Raw genomic sequence first — 20,307 nt, 5'->3', positions numbered from 1 at the left:
GGCCTGAAGGCATCGGTCGGGAGGCAGGGGCGGCATGGATCTGAACACGGTCGAGGACGTGAGGGACGCGCGTCTGCGCGAGCCCTGGCGGCCCGGGGACGCGTGGCTGGGCGGCGGGACGTACCTGTTCTCCGAACCCCAGCCGCACCTGCGGCGGCTGGTCGACCTGAGCCGGATGGGGTGGGAGCCGCTCACGCGCTGCCCGGACGGCTCGCTGGAGATCGCCGCGACCTGCACGATCACCCAGCTGTCCCGCTACGGCAGGCGCTTCCTGGACGCCCCGGCGGCCCCGCTCTTCGAGCAGTGCTGCCGGGCCTTCCTCGCCTCCTTCAAGATCTGGAACACGGCCACCGTCGGCGGGAACCTGTGCAACGGCCTGCCGGCCGGGCCGATGATCTCGCTCACCGCCGCCCTCGACGGAAGCTGCCTCCTCCTGGCCCAGGACGGGTCGACGCGCGAGGTGAAGGCGGCCGGCTTCGTCCGGGGCGCGGGCGTGAAGGACCTCGCGGAGGGCGAGCTGCTGCGGTCGGTGACGCTGCCGGGGCGGGCGCTCGAGTGCCGTACGGCCTTCCGGCAGGCGTCGCTGTACGGCCTCGGACGCTCCGGCGCCCTGGTGATCGGGGCGCTCGACCCGGTGGACGGGTCGCTGGCGGTGACGGTCACCGCGGCCACCACCCGCCCGTTCCGCTTCTGGTTCCCGCTCCCGCCGACCGCGGAGCATCTCCGGACGACGATCGACGCGGCGGTCTCCGGCGACGAGTGGTTCGACGACATCCACGGACTCCCCGAGTGGCGGCGGCACATGGGCCTGCGCCTCGCCGAGGAGGTCCGCCGCGAGCTGGTCCACACCCCCGGGGAAGGTGCCCGATGAGCTTCGGCATCCAGGTCAACGGCCGCCCGTTCGACACCGAGCCGCGCGCCGGCCAGTGCCTGCGCACCTATCTGCGCGAGCGCGGCTGGTTCGGCGTGAAGAAGGGGTGCGACGCCGGTGACTGCGGCGCCTGCACCGTGCACGTCGACGGCGAGCCCGTGCACAGCTGCGTCCACCCCGCCGTACGGGCCGAAGGGCGAGCGGTGACGACCGTGGAGGGACTCGCCTCCCCGGAGGGCGAACTCCACCCCGTCCAGCAGAGGTTCCTGGACGCCCAGGGCTACCAGTGCGGCATGTGCACGGCCGGTTTCCTGATGACGACGGCCGCCCTGGAGGCGGAGCGCGGCACCCCGCACGACGACGGCAAGCTGGACGACCTGCCCCGGGCGTTCAAGGGCAACATCTGCCGCTGCACCGGCTACCGGGCGATCGAGGACGCCGTGCGCGGGGTCGAGCACGTCGAACGACCCTGCGCGGGGAAGGCGGTGGGCCGGAACGTCGGGGCGCCGGCCGGGCCGCAGGTGGTCACCGGCACGGCCCGCTACACCTTCGACGTCGAGGTCCCGGGCCTGCTGCACATGAAGCTGCTGCGCTCGCCGCACCCGCACGCCCGGATCCTCGCGATCGACACGAGCGCCGCTCTCAGGGTCCCGGGCGTGGTCGCCGTCCTCACCCACGAGGACGCCCCGGACACCCTGTACTCCTCCGCCCGCCACGAGCACCCCACCGAGGACCCCGACGACACCCGCGTCCTGGACGACGTCGTCCGGTACGTCGGGCAGCGGGTCGCGGCGGTCGTCGCCGACGGCGAGCAGGCCGCGGAGGAGGGCTGCCGCAGGATCGAGGTGACGTACGGGGAACTGCCGTACGTGGTCGACCCCGAGGAGGCGATGCGTCCGGGCGCCCCCGTGATCCACGCCGGCAAGGGCCCGGAGGCGCGCATCGCCCGGGTCGAGAACAACGTGGCGGGCGAGGTCCACGGCGAGATCGGCTCCGTCGAGGACGGTTTCGCCGAGGCCGACGTCGTGTACGAGGAGACCTTCCGCACCCAGCGGGTGCAGCACGCCGGCCTGGAGACCCACGGCTGCGTCGCGTACTTCGAGCCGAAGGAGGACGGCACGGGCGAACGCCTCACCGTCCGCTCCTCCACCCAGACGCCGTTCCTGACCCGCCGGGCGCTGTGCGCGCTGTACGGCCTGCCGGAGGACGAGGTGCGGGTGGTCGCGGGCCGCGTCGGCGGCGGCTTCGGCGGCAAGCAGGAGATGCTCACGGAGGACGTCGTGACGCTCGCCGCCCTGAAGCTGCGGCGGCCGGTGAAGCTGGAGTACACGCGGGCCGAGCAGTTCTACGGGGCGACCACCCGGCACCCGTTCACCATCGGCGTCAAGGCCGGGGCGCGGAAGGACGGCACGCTGACCGCCGTGCGGATGCGGGTGGTGTCGAACACCGGCGCCTACGGCAACCACGGCCCGGCGGTGATGTTCCACAGCGTGGGCGAGTCCTTCGCCGTCTACCGCGCCCCGCACAAGAAGGTCGACGCCTACTCCGTCTACACCAACGTCGTCCCGGCCGGCGCCTTCCGCGGCTACGGCCTCGGCCAGGTCACCTTCGCCGTCGAGTCCGTCATGGACGAGCTCGCCCGCCGACTCGGCATGGACCCCCTGGTCTTCCGGGAGAGGAACGTCATCGGGCCCGGGGACGCGATGCACAGCCCGATCGGCGGGGAGGAGGACCTGTACATCGCCTCCTACGGACTCGACCAGTGCCTCTCCGTCGTGCGGAACGCGCTCGCCGAGGACCGCAGCGCCGAGGACGCGCCGGAGGGCTGGCTGGTCGGGCAGGGCACCGCCATGGCGATGATCGCCACCGGCCCGCCCGGCGGACACCACGCCGACGCCCGCGTCTCCCTGCTGGAGGACGGCACGTACGACATCGCCGTCGGCACCGCCGAGTTCGGCAACGGCACCACCACCGTCCACCAGCAGATCACCGCCGGCGCCCTGAACACCACCGAGGACCGGCTCGCCGTCCGCCAGTCCGACACCGACGTCGTGCGCCACGACACCGGCGCCTTCGGCTCCGCCGGCACCGTCGTCGCCGGCAAGGCCGTCCTCCTCGCCGCGACCTCCCTCGCCGAACGGCTCCGCACCCTCGCCGCCCGGCACACCGGCGTCGCCCGGCACCTGTGCGTCCTCGGTGCCGAGTCCGTCGACTGTGCCGGACGGCTCGTCACCCTCAAGGAGCTGTACGAGGCGGGGCACGCCCTCGGGGCGGCGGAGGAACTGGCGGCGGACGGGCACTGGGGCGGCTCGCCGCGCTCGGTCGCCTTCAACGCCCAGTGGTTCCGCGTCGCCGTGGACCCCGGCTCGGGCGAGGTCCGCATCCTGCGCAGCGTCCACTCGGCCGACGCCGGCAAGGTCGTGAACCCGATGCAGTGCCGGGGGCAGGTCGAGGGCGGCGTCGCGCAGGCCCTCGGCGCCACCCTCTTCGAGACCGTCCGGATCGACGGACGGGGCGAGGTGACGACGGCCGCGTTCCGGCGCTACCGGCTTCCCCAGTACGCGGACGTGCCCCGGACCGAGGTCCACTTCACGGAGACGTCCGACGCGATCGGCCCGCTCGGCGCCAAGTCCATGAGCGAGAGCCCCTTCAACCCGGTCGCCCCCGCCTTCGCCAACGCGCTGAGGGACGCCACCGGCATCCGCTTCACCGAGCTGCCCGTGACCCGCGACCGCGTCTGGCTCGCCCTGGCCGACCGGGCCGGGGAACTCGGCCGATGAACCAGGCATTCATGAGGGTCGCACTCGTACCAAGCTCACAGATGCCGGTCGAAAGGCCGATCCGGCATGGCAGACACGGTTCCCCCCTCCGGCGGTCGGGCATCACTGCGCGCAGCCGCCGCACCGACCGCCGCGAGGGGACCGACGATGATCCGACCGCACACCTCACCCCAGCCGACGCCCGCCGCCACCCTGCCCCTCACCCTCTGGGGCGAGGTGGCCGAGCCCCTTTCGCTCACCGTCGCCGACCTGCGCGCGGGCTGGGAGCGGCGCCGGGCCGAGGTCGTCTTCGACTGCGCCACGGCCGGACCGCGGCACCACACCTTCGCGGGCCCCCTCCTGCGCGAGGTCGTGGCCGCGGTCCGCCCCCGCTTCGACCCCGCGCGCCGCAAGGAGCGCTCCCGTTTCCCGCTCGCGGTGAGCGGCGGCGAAGGGCACCACACGGTCCTGTCGTGGGCGGAGATCGACGCCGACTTCGGCGACGCCCCGGTGCTCCTGGCGACCCGCATGGACGACCGGGAGCCGGACGGCGCCGGGCCGCGGCTCGTCGTGCCGTCCGACCGCTGCGGGGCCCGGTACGTCAGCGCCGTCACCGGCGTCCGGAACGGCCGGCACCTCCTCGGCGGCACCCCTCCGTCCGAGGCGTGAGACCGGCGGGAAACCCCTCTCGTCGCTTTCTACGGCCGGCCTCTCATCAGCGATGGAGAGTCCCACGATGTTGTTGCAGATGAGCGCGGAAGCCGCCTACGGTGTCGCATATGCAGTCCTACACCATCGGGCAGGCCGCCCGTCTGCTGGGCGTCAGCCCGGACACGGCGCGGCGCTGGGCGGACGCGGGCCGGGTCGCGACCCACCGCGACGAGAGCGGCCGGCGCGTCATCGACGGGAAGTCGCTCGCGGCGTTCTCCGTGGAACTCGCGCAGAGCGAGGACGAGGACGCGTCGTACACCTCGGCGCGGAACGCGTTCCCGGGGATCGTCACGGCGATCAAGCTCGGTGACATCGCGGCCCAGGTCACCATCCAGGCCGGGCCCCACCGGCTGGTCTCCCTCCTCACCCGTGAGGCCGTGGAGGAGCTGGGACTGGAAGTCGGCATGCAGGCCACCGCCCGCGTGAAGTCGACCAGCGTGCACATCGACCGCACCTGACCACCCCTCACGCAGTACGCACCGCACACCTCGGCCGTCGGCGCGGCCGGCCTGTCTTGTCACCATTCCTTTCCCCGCGAGGAGTTCCGACCCTCATGTCCCTCACCCTCACCAGACGCCGCACCGCCGCCGCCGTGCTCACCGCCGCCCTGCTCGCCCCGCTCGCGGCCTGTTCCGGCGACGACACCGGGAAGGGCGCCGACGGGTCCCCGGCCTCCGGTTCCGCGAGCGCCGCGCCGCGGGCGAACCTGACGGTCCTCGCCGCCGCCTCGCTCACCGACGTCTTCAAGACCGCCGGTGCCGCGTACGAGAAGGCCCACCCCGGCACGAAGCTCACCTTCTCCTTCGCCGGCTCCCAGGAGCTCGTCGCCCAGGTCTCGCAGGGCTCGCCCGCCGACGTCCTGGTCACCGCCGACACCAAGAGCATGGACAAGGTGAGGGCCGACACCGGCACCCCCGCGATCATCGCGAAGAACCGGCTGGTCATCGTCACCGGCGAGGGCAACCCCTTCGAGGTCGACGACCTGAAGGACCTGGCCGACACCAAGCTGAAGGTCGTCCTGGCCGCGCCCGAGGTGCCCGCGGGCAAGTACAGCGAGCAGATCCTCGACGAGCAGGGCATCACGGTGAAGCCGGTCTCCCAGGAGCCCAACGTCCGCGCCGTGCTCAGCAAGGTCGAGCTCGGCGAGGCCGACGCCGGCCTGGTCTACAAGACCGACGCCGAGAGCGCGAAGGACAAGGTCGACGCCGTCGAGATCCCCGACGACCGGAACGCGATCGCCCAGTACCCGGCCGCCACGGTCGAGGGCTCGAAGAACGCCGAGGCCGCCGCCGCGTTCGTCGCCTGGCTGTCCTCGCCCGAGGGCCAGAAGATCCTCCAGGACGCGGGCTTCCAGAAGCCGTAACCGTCCGGGACCGTCCAGACCGCGAGGGGGCTGTCCGCACCGGGGGACCGGACAGCCCCTCCGCTCCCCGTCCGCACCTCCCCGGGACCTCCGATGAAACGATCAGGCGCACGAACCTCGGGTGCGCGCCCGCCCCTCGCCCTGGCGCTGCCCGCGCTCGCGGCGGTGGCCTTCCTGGCCCTCCCGCTGATCGGCATCCTCGTCCGCACGGAGTGGAGCGAGCTCGCCGCGCACCTCCGCTCACCCGGCACCGTCCAGGCGCTGAAGCTGTCGCTCCTCGTCTCCTTCTGGGCGCTCGGGCTGTCCCTGCTCCTCGGCGTCCCGCTCGCCTGGCTCCTGGCACGGGTCTCCTTCCCCGGCAAGGCGTTCGTCCGCTCGCTGGTGCTGCTGCCGATGGTGCTGCCGCCGACCGTCGGCGGCGTCGCGCTGCTCCTCGCCTTCGGACGGCGCGGACTCCTCGGCCCCTGGCTGGAGGACGCCTTCGGCATCACCCTGCCGTTCCACACCTCCGGCGCCGTCCTCGCCGCCACCTTCGTCGCCATGCCCTTCCTGATCATCAGCCTGGAGGGCGCCCTCGGCGGACTGCGGCCCCGCTACGAGGAGACGGCGGCGTCCCTCGGCGCCTCGCCGGTCCGGGTGTTCTTCACCGTGACGCTGCCGATGGTGGCGCCCGGCGTGCTGGCCGGAGCGGCGCTCACCTGGGCACGGGCCCTGGGCGAGTTCGGCGCGACGATCACCTTCGCCGGGAACCTCCCCGGCACGACGCAGACCCTGCCGCTCCAGGTCTACCTGCTCCTCCAGGACGAACCGGAGGCGGCGACCTCGGTCTCCCTCCTGCTCCTCGCCATCGCCATGGGCGTGCTCATCGCCCTGCGCGGGCGCTGGACGGGCACCCCGAGCGGGCGCGGCCGCGCCGCCCGGGCGCCCGTCCCGGACGGGGCGGACCCGATCGCCGTCGAGCCGCGGGGCCCGGCCGCTCCTCCCGCGCCCCCCGGCGAACGCTGGCCGCTGCACGCCGAGGTCACCGGCTTCACCGCCCTCGCCCTCGACGCGGCCCCGGGCACCACGATCGCCGTCGTCGGCCCGAACGGCGCCGGCAAGACCACCCTGCTGCGCGCCCTCCTCGGCCTCACCCCGCGCGCGCACGCGGAGCTCCGCCTCGGGGACGAGGACGTCACCGCCCTGCCCCCGCACCGGCGCCGGGTCGCCTGGGTCCCGCAGGACGGGGCCCTCTTCCCGCACCTGTCGGCCCTCGCCAACACCGCCTACGGGCTCCGCGCCCAGGGCGTCCCCCGCGCCGAGGCCCGCCGCGAGGCCCAGGGCTGGCTCGACCGCCTCGGCGTCGGCGGCCTCGGGCACCGCAGGCCCGCGCAGCTCTCCGGCGGCCAGGCCCAGCGCGTGGCGCTGGCCCGCGCGCTCGCCGCCCGGCCCCGGCTCCTGGTCCTCGACGAACCCCTCGCCGCGCTCGACCAGACGACGCGCGCGCACGTGCGCCACACCCTGCGCACGCACCTCGCCGGCTTCGGCGGTGTCTGCCTCATCGTCACCCACGACCCGGTGGAGGCGGTCTCGCTCGCCGACCGCGTCCTCGTCCTCCAGGACGGCCGCGCCCTCCAGGACGCCGCCCCCGCCGAGGTCACCCGCCACCCGCGCTCGCCCTGGGTGGCCCGGATGCTCGGCCGCAACGCCTGGCCCGGCACCGCCACCCCCGACGGCCTCGCCCTCGACGGCGGCGGTGTCCTCGTCGCCGCCGAACCCCCGCCGCCCGGCACCCCGGCCCTCGCGATCGTCGCCCCCGAAGCGGTCTCCCTGCACCGCGAGCGGCCCGCCGGCAGCCCCCGCAACGTCTGGCCCGGCACCGTACGCGAGATCACCACCAGCGGCAGCCGCCTCCGCGTCCTCGTCACCTCCGAAGAAGCCCCCGACCTCGTCGCCGAGATCACCCCCCAGGCCGCCGCCGAACTCGGCCTCGCCGACGGCGTGCCCGTCTGGAGCAGCGTCAAGGCGACCGAGACGACCGTCGTCACCCTCTGAGACCCCGGGAGGACCCCATGCCGCAGAGGGACTCCTCGGCCGTGCGCGCCTGGCTGCGCGGCATCGAGGTCTTCGCCCGACCGCTGCCCGCGTTCGACCCGGGGAGCGCGCCGGCCGAACCCGCCGCCCTGTTCCTGGAGTGGCTGACGGAGGCGGTGGACGCCGGAGTCCCCGACCCGCACGCCATGACCCTGTCCACCGTCGACGAGGCGGGGGACCCCGACGCCCGCGTCCTCATCCTCAAGAACGTGGACGCCTCCGGCTTCCAGTTCGCCGCGCACGCCGCCGGACCGAAGGGAGTGCAGCTCGCGGGCGCGCCCAGGGCCGCGCTCACCTTCTATCGGGCCGAGTTCGGCCGGCAGGTCCGCGTCCGGGGCGCGGTGACGCCCGACGCGCCGGAGCGCTCGGCCGCCGACTTCCTCGCCCGCGGGGCGACCGCGCGGGCGGAGTCCCTCCTCGGCCGGCAGAGCCGCTACCTCACCGATCCCGGCGCGGGCGACCGCGCCCTGCGGGAGAGCCTGGCCCGGGTCGAGGCCGACCCCGGCCTCGTCGACCCGGACTGGACGCTCTACACCGTGGTGCCCGACGTCGTGGAGTTCTGGCAGGCCGCCGCCGACCGCGTCCACGTCCGCCTGCGCTACGAGCGCGAGCCCGCCGGCTGGCAGCGCCGGCGGCTCTGGTCCTGAGACCGGCGCGCGGTGCCCCCTGTCCCGTCCGCCGGCCGGACGGATCCCCCTCCTCCGGAGACCAGCCGATGGGGCGGGCCCGCAGACCCGCCGATGGGGGCGGACCCTCACCCGCCGTCCGGCGGCTCCGTCCCGGAGACGGGCAACGCGCCGCGCGGATCCTTCGAGCGCATCGGCGAGACGCGACCGGGAAGCCACCTCGCAGATGTGTCCCGAAGGCCCTTCTCCCTCTTGGACGATCCGCTGGGGGGGACGCCGTGGGGGAGGGACGCCGTGCGGGAGGGGCGTTGGCCGTGCCCGCGTCCCCTCGCGCCCGGAGGCCGGAGGCTGCTCGACCGGGGCGCGTCGCCACCGAAGGGGAGGAGTGGCTCTCGCCGTCCTCGGCCTGCCGACCGGAAGGGCCCTGCGCGCTGTTCGCGGTGTTCCGTGCGCAGGGGCCTTCGCGGACCCCGTGCCGATCCCGTCCGACCGCACCGGCGGTCTCGCCGCCCCGGTCCCCCGGGACCGGGGCGCCGGGGCGAACCGGCCCCGGAGCTCAAAGCAGGTGACGGTTGGGCGCCTGCGCGGCGTCCGCGTACTCCGGCAGCGCGACGACCACGACGCCGGCCCCTTCGAGGACGCCCGTGCCGTCGGCGCCGACGACGAAGGTGTCGGGTTCGACCCACGCGGTGACGACGCGGCGGAGGCCGGCGTCCTGGATGAGCCGGGCGCAGGGGCGGGGCCGGGAGGCCCGCGCGGCGCAGGGTTCCAGGGAACTGTAGATCGTGGCGGTGGCGAGCCGGGGGTCTTCGGCGGAGAGCCGGGCGAGGGCGCCCTCCTCGGCGTGGTCGTGGGGGTCGTTCTCGCGCGAGTGGCCGCGGGCGAGTTCGGTGCCGTCGGCGGCGACGACGACCGCGCCGACGCTGAAGGCGGTCGCCGAGGGCGGGCAGAGGGCGGCCAGTTCGCAGGCGAGGGCCAGCCAGCCGCGGTCGGCGGCGTTGGGCTCGCGGCCGGTTCCCGGGGCGCCGGGGGAGGGGAGGGTGCTCATCGGGGCTCCGTCGAGGTGTCCTTGGGGGCGTACCTCAGGAGTACCACGTCGCCGATCCGGCGGACCTCCAGGAGGCGGAGGCGGGCCGAGGGCCCGCCGGGGTAGTCCGCGGCGCCGAGCATGCGCACCGCGTCGGCCTGGCCGACCAGGAGCGGGGCGACGACGAGGTGGAGCTCGTCGGCGAGCCCCGCCTCCAGGAGCTGGGTGTGGATCGTGCCGCCGCCCTCGACCATGAGCCGTCCGATCCCGTGGGCGTCGCCGAGGACGTCGAGGGCGGACGGCCACACGGCCCCGGCGGGGACGGTCTCCACGGCGGCGAGGCCGCCCAGGCGGGCGCGTGCCGTCGCGGCGGCTTCCTCCCCGACGGCCAGGACCAGCTTCTCCCCGCCGTGGTGCCAGAACCTCCAGGCCGGGTCGAGGGCGCCGGTGCCGGTGACGGTGACCTTCAGCGGGTGCTCCGGGCGGCCGGCCGCGACGCGCGCCGCCCTGCGCTCCGCCGAGTCGACGAGGAGCCGCGGGTTGTCGGCGCGCAGCGTCCCGGCGCCGACGAGGATCGCGTCCACGCCCGCCCGTACGGAGTCGACGCGGTCGAAGTCCTCCTCGTTGGACAGCAGGAGCCGCTCCTCGCCCGGGCGGGTGTCGAGGTGGCCGTCGAGCGACACGGCGGCGGACAGCAGGACGTACGGGCGGGGCACGCGAACTCCAGAAGGCGGGTCGGGTCGGCCGGGAGGCGGACGACGGGGACGGGCGTCACGGGGAACGGACGGGACGCGGTCCGCAGCCGTCTCCGGCGACGGGCCCCAGCCTAGGGTTCCGGCCCGAGGGCGCCGCTCGAAGGCGGACCGGGGACCGCCGTCGGCCATCGGGGCCCCGGGAGGGACGGCCGGTGGGAACGGCCGGCAAGCACCTCCCCGCACCGGCGGGGAACTTTCCCCCTTTTCGGGGATCGTTGCTGGTCGCTTGGGGTGAACAGGAGTCAGGGGCCGTTCCCGGCCCGGGGCGGAGGGCGTTGGAGCGGGTGTGAGTACCGCAAGCAGAGCTCCGATACTGACCGTCTCCCCCGTCTCCTCCGTCGCCCCCGCCGTGCACGACTCGGGCGCGGACACCGCGCCCGGCGACATAGTCGTCGCCTCCTGCACCACCCTCGGCGCCACCCTGGTGGTTCACCTCGCCGGGGAGATCGACCACTACAGCGCCGCCCCGCTGCGCACCCTCCTCGCCTCCGCGGCGGACAACGGCTACACCGGTCTCGTCCTGGACACCGCCCGGGTCACCTTCTGCGACTCCGCGCTCCTCGCCGTCCTGGACTGGTGGCCCCGACGCGGCCGGCGCCTCGGCCTCGCCAACCGCTCCCGGGCCGTCCGGCACCTCCTGGACGCGGCCGCCGCCACCTGGCGGCAGACCGGCCGCTCCGCCTCCCGCGCCGGGGGGAACCGGCGCCGCCGGTCCTCCGGATCCCTCCGGACGCGTCCGGAAGGCAGTACGGGGGACACCCGGACCGCCGGCGAGCGCTGACCCGCACCCCCGGGGCAGCGAGCGGCCGAAGCCCTCCTCCGCCGCCGGCCTCGCCCTGCGCCCGGCTCACGGCACGGTCCTGCTCGTCCTCGCCACCGGTCCGCGGCGGCGCCTCGGCGACGTCCTCGCGGCGGCCGTCGGGGCGCCGCCGGGTCCGGGGCGCCCGGCGGAAGGCGCCCGTCACCCGCCGGCCGGGGCGGAGGCGGCGTCGAGGTGGCGGGCGACCTGCGAGGGGTGCGTCAGCTGGGGGTAGTGCCCGGCCCCGGCGATCTCGGTCACCGGGAGGCCGACGGCCTCGGTCAGCGGGTCCGCCGAGCCCACGAGGACCCGGACCGGGACGTCCACCCGGTCCAGCAGGGCCCGCCACCGCGGGCGTGCGGCGACGTCCGCGCGCAGGGCCGCGGTCACGCGCCGCGCCGCTCCGGGGCGCCGCAGGTCGGCCACGGCGCTGCGCACCTCCGGTCCCTCGGGGACGCCGAGCGCCCGGGCCAGCCGGGCGGCCGGCATCCGGCGCAGCACCGGCGCGGCCAGGCCCGAGCGGGCGAACCGCGGGGCGGGCGCCTGCAGGAACGCGGGGGAGACGAGGACGAGCCCGCCGACCCGGTGCGGACGGGCGGCGGCGAAGCGGAGCGCGGGACCGCAGGCCAGGGAGTGCGCGACCAGTACGGGGCGGGTGCGCACCGGGTCCATCAGATCGGCCAGCCACGCGTCGAGCGGCCGGTTCGTGGCGGCCGAGCGCCCCAGCCCCGGAAGGTCGGGGGCGAGGACCGGGCCGGTCAGCCGGGCGGCGACGGGCGCCCAGAGGTCGGCGTTCATCGGCAGCCCGTGGAGCAGGACGTGGGAGGGCCGCTCGCGGTCCCCGGTCACCCAGGTCGGGACGCCCGCCACGGTGTGGAAGCCGTACGGGCTGAGCCAGGGCGATGCGGAACCGAAGCGGGCGGCCACCAGGTCGTCGGCCCAGGTGCGCAGGGCGTCGGCCGCCGGGGGCGCCTCCAGGCCGGCGCGCTCGGCGAGGGCGCGGGCGGAGGCGGTCGGGTAGCGGTCGGACGACAGGAAGGACAGAGTCTCGGGATCGGCGCCGGTCAGCCGGCGCGGCAGACGCCTCAGCAGGCCGACGGGAACGGTCCGCCGCGGTGCCCGCACGCCCATGTGGGCGGCCATCGTGCCGATCAGTTCGGGCAGCAGGGGGGTGTCGTCGTCGAGCACCCAGTAGTGCTCGCCCACCGGCGCGGCGGGGATCTCCGCCAGGAACCGCGCGAGGTGGTCCACCGTGGTGACCGGCAGGAAGGTGTCGCGGCCTCCGGGCAGGGCGGGCAGCCGCCCGTTCCACACGTCCTCGACGAGCGAGGCCAGGCCGATGTACTGGCCGGGCCCGATCACGGTGCTGGGATTGGCGACGGTCAGCGGGACCGACAGCGCCTCGGCCCGGGCCCGTACCGCGAGATCGGCCTCGGACTTCGACGCCTCGTAGGCTCCCGCCTCGGCCGGGTCGAGGGGGTCTTCGGCCGTGCTCACCCGGTACCCGCTGATGTGCACCAGCCGGCGCAGCCTCGGCAGCGTGGCGGCCCATTCGAGGACGTGGAGCGCCCCGGTGACGTTGACCGACCGCGCCTCCCGCTCGCCGAGCCCGAAGGCGAAGCGGCCGGCGGCGTTGTAGACGTCGCGCACCTCGGGCAGTTCCGCCAGCGGCCGGGTGACGTCGGCGGTGACGATCTCCAGCCCGCCGAGGTCGACACCCCGGGAGACCAGCCAGGGGGTGAGCGTGTCGTTGCGCACGGCCGCCGCCACCCGCTGCCCCCGGCCGAGCAGTTCGGCGACGAGGAAGCGGCCGATGAAGCCGGTTGCGCCGAAGACGATCGCGTCCATGGTGTCTGCCGCGTCTGCCGCGTCTGCCGCGTCTGTCGCGCCCATCGCCTCCGTCGTGTCCGTCGTGTCCGTCGCATCTGTCGTGTCCGTCGAGCCCGTCGCATCCGTCGCGGTCATGTGACTCCCCATTTCTGAATAGACCGGTCTACATATTTTTTGGGCGACAGAAGACCCGCCGGTGACGGCGGGTCGTGTCAGCCGACCAGGACGCCGATCCGGCGGGCGACCCGGTCCAGGGGGTCCCTGCTGCGGTGCGCCCGGGCCAGCAGGAGCGCGCCCTCGACGAGGGCCAGGACCGTGACCGCGAGGTCGTCGGCGTCCGGACGGCCCGCCAGCCGTGCGCGCAGGGCCGCCTCCCACGAGGCGTAGACCTCCGAACACGCCTCCTGCAACGGGTCGTTGGTGCCGGCGGTCTCCAGTGCGACGGTGGCCACCGGGCATCCCTTGCGCCACCCCGACTCCTCCAGCCGGTCGCCCAGATGGCGCAGCACCGCCTCGGCGAACTCCGCGGCGGAGGAAGCGGAATCCGCCAGGTCCTCCAGCGCGCCCCCGATCGCCCGCCCGGCCCGCCGGACGGACTCGCCGACCAACTGGTCCTTGCCGCCGGGGAAGTGGAAGTACAGCGAGCCGCGGGGTGCGCCGCTGGCCGCGATCACCTGGTTGAGTCCGGCGCCGGGATACCCCCCGGCCTCGATCAACTCCTGCGTCGCGTCCAGCAGTCGGTCCCGCGTCTCGGCGCCCTTCAGTCCCATGGCCTCCACAGTAGACCGATCTACATATTCCCTCAACCGCTCGACCGCACCCGCTCGACCGCCCCGGCCGAGCGGGGCGCGCGACGGGGGTGTCGGGCCTGCCCGTAACGTGCACTCCAGGACCGGGCGGGACCGGGCGGGAGCGGGGGAAAGGAGCAGGGCGTGTCCACGGCGCTGGAGCGGGGCGGCAGGGGCGACCAGGACGTCTCGGTCTGGCTGATGGTCCTCACGGCCCACCAGGGCCTGTGCGTCTACTGCGGCGGTTCGGCCTCCACCACGATCGACCACGAGATCCCCGTCGCCGCCCGGGGCGCCGACATCTGGTGGAACTTCATGCCCTCCTGCGCGCGCTGCAACCGGTGGAAGAACGGCCGCAGCGCGAGGGAATGGGTCCGGGACATGGACCTCCACACCCGCTACCCGGAACTGCGCTTCTCGAAGAGGGCGATGCCCGCCCGCGTGTACGCGGGCATCCTCCGGCGGGTCGAGCGCACCCAGCGGGAGCTGGCCGACCCGGACCGGCGCGACTGGTTCCGGCACCACTACGACCTGGGCCGCCACAAGGGAAAGGCCGAGACGCTCCAGGCCCTGGAGCGGTGCAAGGAGGAACTGCGGGGCTACCCCCACCGTCCGTGGCACACGCCCAAGGTGCGCGACACGCAGGCCGACCTCTGCGTCCGCCTGATGTGCTGCGGACACATGCACCCCGACGCCAAGTGGATGAACACCGCCCTGACGGACGCGGAGTACGAGGCGTTCCGCCGCGCCGCCTACAGGGAGCGCCTCTCTCCGGGGGAACTGCTGGGCAAGGCCGTTCGGCGCTACCTCGCCGACAGCGCGTACGACCCCGACGCCCAGACCCCCGACGCCCAGGCCCCCGACGCCCAGGCCCCCGGGGCCCGGCGCGACGGCTGACGCCGGAACGGACGGGGGCCCGAGCCGGAGCTTCAGGCGGCGTCGGTGGCGACCTTCTTCGCGCCGATCCGCCGCATCCGTTCCGTCCCCCACGCCGCCAGGGACTCCAGCGCGGTGTTGAGGGAGACGCCGTGCTCCGTCAGGGAGTACTCGACCTTGGGCGGCACCACGGGGTACACCTCGCGGTGCACGAGGCCGTCCTCCTCCATCTCCCGCAGGTGCTGGACGAGCATCTTCTCGCTGACGCCCGGCAGGCCGCGCCGCAGTTCCGCGAAGCGGCGCGTGCCGTGCTCGTGGAGCTCCCAGAGGATCAGGGACTTCCACTTGCCGGTGACGACGTCCATCGCCGCGTCGATCCCGCAGAAGTAGGGCCCTTGCCGTGCCGACGTCGCCATGTGCGCCTCCGTGCCGTCCCGGTGGCACTCACCTCGGGGTGAGTACCGCACTTATGAGTCCGTACTGGTCAACTCTACTGACCGAGCCGAGGATTGAGGCATCGGGGGATCAGCGCACCGGAGTACCGGAGCAGCGGCGCACCGGCGCATTCCCACGGACGACTCGACGGAGCACGGAGCAGCGACATGGCGGAGAACGCGCAGGGCACGCAGAACACGGAGAACACGGAGAACGTGCGGAACACGCAGAACAAGGGGAACGCGGAGGGCACGGGGAACGCGGAGGGCGGCGACACCCGCGTGAGTCTCCTCGGACTCGGCGCGATGGGCGGCGCGCTCGCCGAGGCCCTGGTGAAGGCCGGGCTTCGGACCACGGTGTGGAACCGCTCGGCGGGGAAGGCCGACGCGCTCGTCGCGCACGGGGCGGTGGAGGCGGCCTCGGCCGCGGAGGCGGTCCGGGCGAGCCGGCTGGTGGTCGTCTGCCTCTTCGACCACGACTCGGTGCACGAGGTGCTCGACCCGCTCGTCGGCGACCTGGCCGGGCGGACCCTGGTCAACCTGACCACGACCAAGCCCGAGCAGGCCCGGCAGCTCGCCGCCTGGGCCGCCGAGGCCGGGGTCGCCTACCTGGACGGCGGCATCATGGCGGTGCCGTCCATGATCGGCCGGCCGGAGGCCTCGATCCTGTACAGCGGTTCGGAAGAGGTCTTCCGCCGGCACGAGGCGCTGTTCGGCCTGTGGGCGACCGGCACCTACTACGGCGAGGACGCGGGGCTGGCGTCGCTGTACGACTTCGCGCTGCTCTCGTCGATGTACGTGATGTTCGCGGGGTTCCTGCACGGTGCGGCCCTGCTCGCGCCGGCGGGGGTGTCCGCGGGCCGGTTCGCGCAGATGGCCGCGCCGTGGCTGACCGCGATGACCGGCGGGTTCGCGGGATTCGCCGAGGTCGTCGACGGCGGGGACTACACGGTCGCGGGGCAGCAGAGCCTGGAGTTCTCGAACCTCGGGCTGTTCGTCGAGGCGAGCGCGGAGCAGGGGGTGAGCGCCGAGCCGATCGCCATGGTCCAGCGGCTCATCCAGCGCCAGGTGGACGCCGGCCACGGCACGGAGGGCTTCGCCCGGATCATCGAGAGCCTCAAGAACCCCGCCGCCTGACCACCGAGGGCCGGACGCCGCCGGGGCGATCCCCGCAGGGCCGGACGCCGCAGGGGCGGACGCAGCGGGGGCGACCCCCGCAGGGGCGGGCGTCGCGGGCAGGGTCCCGACCGGGACGGTCCCCGCCGGCACCGTCCCCGCCGGGACGGTCCTCGCGGGGACGGGCCTTGCGGAACCGGCTGCTCAGGACGTGGGGGAGAGGCGGACCCTCACGGCGAGGAGGCACCCCGACGCGTCCAGATCGGCGGTCACCGGGAAGAAGCCGTCGCCCCGGCCCGTCATCGCGCAGAGCACCCGGGCCTCGCCGAGGTCCACGGAGCCTGCCCCCACCTGCGAGGCCCGCACCTCGCGCATGATCCGCCAGTGAGGGGAGTGCGGCCGGAAGTCCACCGCCATGCGCCATCCGGTCCCGTCCTTCCACCGGGACAGGGCGCGTGCCCGGTGGAGTGCCTCGGGGAGGGGCAGGCCGGTCCACCCGCGGACACCCTCCTCGCCGGCCTCGCCCAGTTCGGGCGCGGCGAACAGCGCGGCCGCCTCGTCCGCCGCGGCACCCCAGAACGCCACGTCGGCCAGGCCGTCCACCGGCTCGTCGTGCTGCCAGACGCTCAGGGCGTCGACGTCGCCGAACAGCACGCGGGCCCAGTCCACCCCGATGTCGCCCAGGGGGACCGAGGAAGCCACCGGGCCCTCGCCCGTCCGGATCGAGATCTCGGACCACCGCTCTCCGGCCCCCTCGCCGTGGCCGACCCGTGCGGCCAGCACGGGCAGCTGCCGGTCGCGGGGGACGCCGCCCACCGCGACGACGGGCACCCCGAACACCAGGAAGCCGCCCCCGCCCTCTTCGGCCGTCCGACGGGCCCTGTGGGCATGGGCTTCGCGGCCCGGCACCGCCTCCAGCCGCGCCTCCAGGCCGGCGGCGCCGCAGTGCACCTCGAAAGCCGCCTGGACGCCGGCGGCCTGTGAGGCCGGGATGTCGTGGAGCCTGGAGCCCGGCTGCCGCCCGAAGGTGCGGACGGCGGTGGCGGCGTCCGGCCCGGTGACCGCGAAGTCGACGGCGCCCGCGACGTCGGCGGCCACGTCGGGGTCCTCGATGCCCAGGAGAACCGGATCGATGTCCGCCGGTGACCGCTCCCCGCTCCACAGCCCCAGATGGCCGCCGTCGATGAGCACCAGGACGCCTGACGGGCAACGGACGGTGCCCAGCTCGAACGTCTCTTCCATGACGGGCGAGTCTAAGATCCCCGGCGCCCCGCCTGCCGGGCGACCGGCCCCCGTCGCACGGCCGCGGGAGCCAGGCGCCGCACGCGGGGACGTACGCATCCGCGCGTACCGCTCCGCGCGTGGCTTTCCGTGCGCAGAGCGGTACGCGCGGTTCCAACAGGCTGCCGTCCGGCTTCAGACGGGGGCGTGGGCCCGGCAGAAGCCGCGCACGGCCCGGTTGAACTCCTCCGGCCGTTCCAGGTTGCTGACGTGTCCCGCGCCCGGGATCACGACCAGTTCCGCGCCCGGGACGGACTCCTGGAACTGCCGGGCGACGGTCAGCGGCGAGCGCGCGTCCTGCTCTCCCCAGACCAGCAGGGTGGGCACGGAGACGGCGGGCAGGAGATCCCGCTGGTCCGCCTCGGCCATGAGGGACAACTGCCTCCGCAGGGTGTCCGGGCGGACGGCGGCCCCCATCGCGCCCAGCAGCGGCAGGTACGTGGCGGGCCGTTCGCCGGCGAACAGCCCGGGCAGGGTCGGATCGAACGCGTCGGGTGGTACGGCGAGCATCCGGCGCGCGCCCTCGACCCGGGCCCGCACCTCCTCCGCCGGCAGGGAACCCTTCCAGCCCGCGTAGGTGTCGGCGAGGATCAGGGTCCTCACGAGGTCCGCGTGGTGGCGGTAGAACTCCAGGGCGAGCGTGCCGCCCCAGGACAGACCGGCGACGTGCGCCGGACCGAGCCGCAGCGACTCCACGACCGCTGCCAGGCAGTGGGCGTAGTCCGCGAGCCCGTAGGACTCCGGCAGGTCGGAGGAGCGGCCCGCGCCGGGCTCGTCCCACGCCACCACCGTGAAAGCGTCCGCCAGCGCGTCGAGTTGGGGCCACCAGAGGCGGGCGTCCGACGCGGCACCGTGCAGGAACACCAGGGGAGGTCCCTCGCCCACGCGGTCGTGGACGACCTCCACTCCCTCGACCCGCACCATGGCCATGGCTTCAGCGTATGCCCGCACACCGGCATCGGCACCGGCACCGCCGCGACGGCGGCGCCGGCGTACGGGGCCGCCCGCTCGTCCTCCGGGGGGCGCCTCCCGGCCGACGACCCAGGCGTGCGGGGCGTCGCAGGCCGGGCAGCGGGTGGCGACCAGGACGCCGGGCTCCTCCCCGAGCAGATGAGGTAGGGCGAACGGGTCCCGGCCGCAGCCGCCCCACCCCAGGGTGCGCGTCCCCGTGACGGAGAAGCCGAGCGGTACGGAGGCGGAGGGGTGGGCCGTCACGATCCGGTCCTCGTCGTGCGGGTCGAGGACCAGGCCGTGGCGCGCGTGGAGGGTGCGCAGCCCCCGGCGCACCCGGTCGGGGCCGAGGGCGGTGGGCGCGGAGAGCTCCGGCACGCCCGGCGCGCGTCCGGTGCGGGCGAATCCCCGGTGGACGGCCGGGCGCACCCTCTGCGTCCCGTCGACGTTCGGGCTGGAAGCCATGGACGCGCGCTTCGACCGGTACGCGCACCCGACGCACGCCCGCGACACGTACGCGTTCGGGGTGACCGATCACGGGGCGCAGTCGTTCGTGTGCCGGGGCGGGCGGCACGTCAGCGCGGCCGGTCCGGTCATGGTGCTCGACCCGGACGACCCTCACGACGGGCGGTCGGCCGTACGCGACGGCGACCGCTACCGGATGCTCCACCTCGGCGAAGCGCACGTCCGGGACGCGTGGGGCGACGCGGCGCCCGGGGCGGCCGGGCCGCCGCTCTTCGCGGCCCCGGTCGTGGACGAACCGGCGCCGGCCCGGGCCGGCGCCCGCCCGCACGCGGCGGTCGCCGGCAACGCGCCCCGCCCGGCCGGGGCGCCGGCGACGGCGGCCGCGGAGGCCGGTTTCGCCGGCCAGGCCCCTCTCACCCGCTGGTTCACCCACACCTACGGCATCACGCCCGCCGCCTACCGCACGGCGTGAGGCGCCACGGCCGTCCGTCATCCCCCGGAGGGCGGCGGACGGAGGGCGGCGGTCCGGACGCGAGCGGTCAGACGATCAGAGGGCTGCGGCGCTCGACGAGGACCGTGTCGCGCCACACGCCGTGGTGGCGGCCGATCCGCTCGCGGGTGCCGATGACCCGGAATCCGGCCCGCGCGTGGACGGCGAGGCTCGCGGTGTTCTCGGGGAAGACGCCGGACTGGATCGTCCAGATCCCCGCCGCCTCCGTCGAGGCGATCAGCGCCTCCAGCAGAGCGGAGGCCACACCCCTGCCGCGGGCCTCGGGATGCACGTAGACGGAGTGCTCGACCACGCCCGTGTACGCGCACCGGTCGGAGACCTTCGAGGCGGCGACCCAGCCCAGTACCCGCCCGGACGCGTCCACCGCGGCGAAGCGGTGCCCGGGCGTCTTCGCCGCGTCGAACTCCTCCCAGGACGGCGCGGAGGTCTCGAACGTGGCGTTGCCCTCGTCGATGCCGGCCTGGTAGATCGCGAGGACCTCGTCGGCGTGGGCGTCCGTGAGCGGCACGACGCCCACCGGCGCGCTCACGAGGCGGCGGCCTTGGTGAGGACGGCTCCCATGGTCGCGAGGACGGCGGGCTCGACGCGGTAGAAGACCCAGGTGCCGCGCCGCTCGGAGGACAGCAGTCCCGCCTCCTTCAGCTTCTTCAGGTGGTGGGAGACGGTGGGCTGGGAGACGCCCACGTCGGAGATGTCGCAGACGCACGCCTCGCCGTTCTCGTGCGAGGCGACGGCGGAGAAGAGCCGCAGCCGGACCGGGTCGCCGAGGGCCTTGAACATGGCCGCGGCCCGCTCGGCCTCCTCACCCGTCAGGGGCCGCTCGGTGAGCGGCGGGCAGCACGGCTCCACCGCGGGTTGAAGCAGTGGCAGCGCCTTCGCATTCGACATACGTCTATGTTGACACATGTCGAAGCAGCAGCCCAGTGTCGGCGGGCGGCGCGGATGATGTCCGGGGTGGGGGGGCGGCTCCTTTCCGCACCTCTCGCCCCTCCCTCATTTATCGACGAACGTCTATGTTGACAGGCGTCTAATCAAGGGTCATGCTGCGCGTGTAAGAGATCGATGAATGTC

General features: G+C 74.9%; 18 protein-coding genes and 1 pseudogene. 11 read left to right on the top strand and 8 right to left on the bottom strand.

Annotated elements, in window-relative coordinates; all coding sequences use genetic code 11:
* Positions 1-34 precede the first annotated feature (34 nt).
* The 7 genes from IE287_RS19840 to IE287_RS19810 all read left to right on the top strand — a co-directional run bounded on the left by IE287_RS19840 (position 35) and on the right by IE287_RS19810 (position 8,424).
* Entirely contained in the window at positions 35-871 is an 837-nt protein-coding gene (locus tag IE287_RS19840) for an FAD binding domain-containing protein (RefSeq protein WP_189850438.1), read from the top strand.
* Positions 868-3,651, top strand: a complete 2,784-nt coding sequence (locus tag IE287_RS19835) for a molybdopterin-dependent oxidoreductase (RefSeq protein WP_189850437.1) — start codon at positions 868-870, stop codon at positions 3,649-3,651. The genes IE287_RS19840 and IE287_RS19835 overlap by 4 nt, the downstream gene beginning before the upstream one ends.
* Positions 3,652-3,798: 147 nt before the next feature.
* A complete protein-coding gene (locus tag IE287_RS19830) occupies positions 3,799-4,299 on the top strand; it encodes a molybdopterin-dependent oxidoreductase (RefSeq protein WP_189850436.1) in 501 nt (166 codons plus the stop codon).
* Between the two features lie 110 nt (positions 4,300-4,409).
* Positions 4,410-4,799, top strand: a complete 390-nt coding sequence (locus tag IE287_RS19825) for a TOBE domain-containing protein (protein ID WP_189850435.1) — start codon at positions 4,410-4,412, stop codon at positions 4,797-4,799.
* A 95-nt stretch (positions 4,800-4,894) separates the two neighbouring features.
* Entirely contained in the window at positions 4,895-5,704 is an 810-nt protein-coding gene (gene modA, locus IE287_RS19820; protein WP_189850434.1) for a molybdate ABC transporter substrate-binding protein, read from the top strand.
* A gap of 93 nt (positions 5,705-5,797) precedes the next feature.
* A complete protein-coding gene (locus tag IE287_RS19815) occupies positions 5,798-7,738 on the top strand; it encodes an ABC transporter permease (RefSeq protein ID WP_189850433.1) in 1,941 nt (646 codons plus the stop codon).
* A 17-nt stretch (positions 7,739-7,755) separates the two neighbouring features.
* Positions 7,756-8,424, top strand: a complete 669-nt coding sequence (locus IE287_RS19810) for a pyridoxine/pyridoxamine 5'-phosphate oxidase (RefSeq protein ID WP_189850432.1) — start codon at positions 7,756-7,758, stop codon at positions 8,422-8,424.
* Between the two features lie 535 nt (positions 8,425-8,959).
* Here the strand turns inward: IE287_RS19810 and IE287_RS19805 are convergent.
* Positions 8,960-10,146: pseudogene (locus IE287_RS19805) on the bottom strand (dihydrofolate reductase family protein).
* A 325-nt stretch (positions 10,147-10,471) separates the two neighbouring features.
* Between IE287_RS19805 and IE287_RS19800 the strand changes: the two are divergent.
* Positions 10,472-10,966, top strand: a complete 495-nt coding sequence (locus tag IE287_RS19800; protein WP_189850431.1) for an STAS domain-containing protein — start codon at positions 10,472-10,474, stop codon at positions 10,964-10,966.
* 180 nt (positions 10,967-11,146) lie between these two features.
* Here IE287_RS19800 and IE287_RS19795 read toward each other — a convergent pair whose 3' ends face one another.
* Both IE287_RS19795 and IE287_RS19790 read right to left on the bottom strand, forming a co-directional pair.
* Positions 11,147-12,949: an alpha/beta fold hydrolase gene (locus tag IE287_RS19795; protein ID WP_229883596.1), complete on the bottom strand. Its 1,803-nt coding sequence runs from the start codon at positions 12,947-12,949 to the stop codon at positions 11,147-11,149.
* Positions 12,950-13,026: 77 nt separating this feature from the next.
* Complete coding sequence (locus tag IE287_RS19790) at positions 13,027-13,584, bottom strand: TetR/AcrR family transcriptional regulator (RefSeq protein WP_189850430.1); 558 nt, start codon at positions 13,582-13,584, stop codon at positions 13,027-13,029.
* Between the two features lie 162 nt (positions 13,585-13,746).
* Here IE287_RS19790 and IE287_RS19785 point away from each other — a divergent pair, with 162 nt between their 5' ends.
* Positions 13,747-14,499 (top strand): HNH endonuclease signature motif containing protein, encoded by a 753-nt coding sequence (locus IE287_RS19785; RefSeq protein ID WP_189850429.1) that lies wholly within the window; start codon positions 13,747-13,749, stop codon positions 14,497-14,499.
* A gap of 32 nt (positions 14,500-14,531) precedes the next feature.
* Here IE287_RS19785 and IE287_RS19780 read toward each other — a convergent pair whose 3' ends face one another.
* On the bottom strand, positions 14,532-14,894 hold the full coding sequence (locus IE287_RS19780; protein WP_189850428.1) for a winged helix-turn-helix transcriptional regulator: 363 nt from the start codon (positions 14,892-14,894) through the stop codon (positions 14,532-14,534).
* Between the two features lie 186 nt (positions 14,895-15,080).
* Between IE287_RS19780 and IE287_RS19775 the strand changes: the two genes are divergently transcribed.
* The gene (locus IE287_RS19775; RefSeq protein ID WP_189850427.1) at positions 15,081-16,049 is read left to right on the top strand and encodes an NAD(P)-dependent oxidoreductase; all 969 of its coding nucleotides are present in this window, start codon (positions 15,081-15,083) and stop codon (positions 16,047-16,049) included.
* Between the two features lie 183 nt (positions 16,050-16,232).
* Here the strand turns inward: IE287_RS19775 and IE287_RS19770 are convergent, their stop codons facing one another.
* Complete coding sequence (locus IE287_RS19770) at positions 16,233-17,270, bottom strand: hypothetical protein (RefSeq protein WP_189850426.1); 1,038 nt, start codon at positions 17,268-17,270, stop codon at positions 16,233-16,235.
* Positions 17,271-17,444: 174 nt separating this feature from the next.
* Positions 17,445-18,725, bottom strand: a complete 1,281-nt coding sequence (locus IE287_RS38605) for an alpha/beta fold hydrolase (protein WP_229883595.1) — start codon at positions 18,723-18,725, stop codon at positions 17,445-17,447.
* On the opposite strand from IE287_RS38605, the gene IE287_RS19760 reads away from it, so the two are divergent.
* A complete protein-coding gene (locus tag IE287_RS19760) occupies positions 18,724-19,197 on the top strand; it encodes an AraC family ligand binding domain-containing protein (protein ID WP_189850425.1) in 474 nt (157 codons plus the stop codon). The genes IE287_RS38605 and IE287_RS19760 overlap by 2 nt on opposite strands.
* Positions 19,198-19,264: 67 nt before the next feature.
* On the opposite strand, the gene IE287_RS19755 is transcribed toward IE287_RS19760, so the two are convergent.
* Together IE287_RS19755 and IE287_RS19750 are read right to left on the bottom strand one after the other, a co-directional pair.
* Positions 19,265-19,765, bottom strand: a complete 501-nt coding sequence (locus tag IE287_RS19755) for a GNAT family N-acetyltransferase (RefSeq protein WP_189850424.1) — start codon at positions 19,763-19,765, stop codon at positions 19,265-19,267.
* Positions 19,762-20,124, bottom strand: a complete 363-nt coding sequence (locus IE287_RS19750) for an ArsR/SmtB family transcription factor (protein WP_189850423.1) — start codon at positions 20,122-20,124, stop codon at positions 19,762-19,764. The genes IE287_RS19755 and IE287_RS19750 overlap by 4 nt, the downstream gene beginning before the upstream one ends.
* Positions 20,125-20,307: the final 183 nt, after the last annotated feature.

The sequence above is a fragment of the Streptomyces omiyaensis genome (assembly GCF_014650895.1).
GTDB lineage: Bacteria > Actinomycetota > Actinomycetes > Streptomycetales > Streptomycetaceae > Streptomyces > Streptomyces omiyaensis.
This window is presented reverse-complemented; position numbering and strand designations above follow the sequence as displayed.

Coding starts and splice junctions, on each gene's coding strand:
- IE287_RS19840 (WP_189850438.1), top strand. CDS start 35: ATGGATCTGAACACGGTCGAGGACGTGAGGGACGCGCGTCTGCGCGAG.
- IE287_RS19835 (WP_189850437.1), top strand. CDS start 868: ATGAGCTTCGGCATCCAGGTCAACGGCCGCCCGTTCGACACCGAGCCG.
- IE287_RS19830 (WP_189850436.1), top strand. CDS start 3,799: ATGATCCGACCGCACACCTCACCCCAGCCGACGCCCGCCGCCACCCTG.
- IE287_RS19825 (WP_189850435.1), top strand. CDS start 4,410: ATGCAGTCCTACACCATCGGGCAGGCCGCCCGTCTGCTGGGCGTCAGC.
- modA (WP_189850434.1), top strand. CDS start 4,895: ATGTCCCTCACCCTCACCAGACGCCGCACCGCCGCCGCCGTGCTCACC.
- IE287_RS19815 (WP_189850433.1), top strand. CDS start 5,798: ATGAAACGATCAGGCGCACGAACCTCGGGTGCGCGCCCGCCCCTCGCC.
- IE287_RS19810 (WP_189850432.1), top strand. CDS start 7,756: ATGCCGCAGAGGGACTCCTCGGCCGTGCGCGCCTGGCTGCGCGGCATC.
- IE287_RS19795 (WP_229883596.1), bottom strand. CDS start 12,949: ATGACCGCGACGGATGCGACGGGCTCGACGGACACGACAGATGCGACG.
- IE287_RS19790 (WP_189850430.1), bottom strand. CDS start 13,584: ATGGGACTGAAGGGCGCCGAGACGCGGGACCGACTGCTGGACGCGACG.
- IE287_RS19780 (WP_189850428.1), bottom strand. CDS start 14,894: ATGGCGACGTCGGCACGGCAAGGGCCCTACTTCTGCGGGATCGACGCG.
- IE287_RS19775 (WP_189850427.1), top strand. CDS start 15,081: ATGGCGGAGAACGCGCAGGGCACGCAGAACACGGAGAACACGGAGAAC.
- IE287_RS19770 (WP_189850426.1), bottom strand. CDS start 17,270: ATGGAAGAGACGTTCGAGCTGGGCACCGTCCGTTGCCCGTCAGGCGTC.
- IE287_RS19760 (WP_189850425.1), top strand. CDS start 18,724: ATGGACGCGCGCTTCGACCGGTACGCGCACCCGACGCACGCCCGCGAC.
- IE287_RS38605 (WP_229883595.1), bottom strand. CDS start 18,725: ATGGCTTCCAGCCCGAACGTCGACGGGACGCAGAGGGTGCGCCCGGCC.
- IE287_RS19750 (WP_189850423.1), bottom strand. CDS start 20,124: ATGTCGAATGCGAAGGCGCTGCCACTGCTTCAACCCGCGGTGGAGCCG.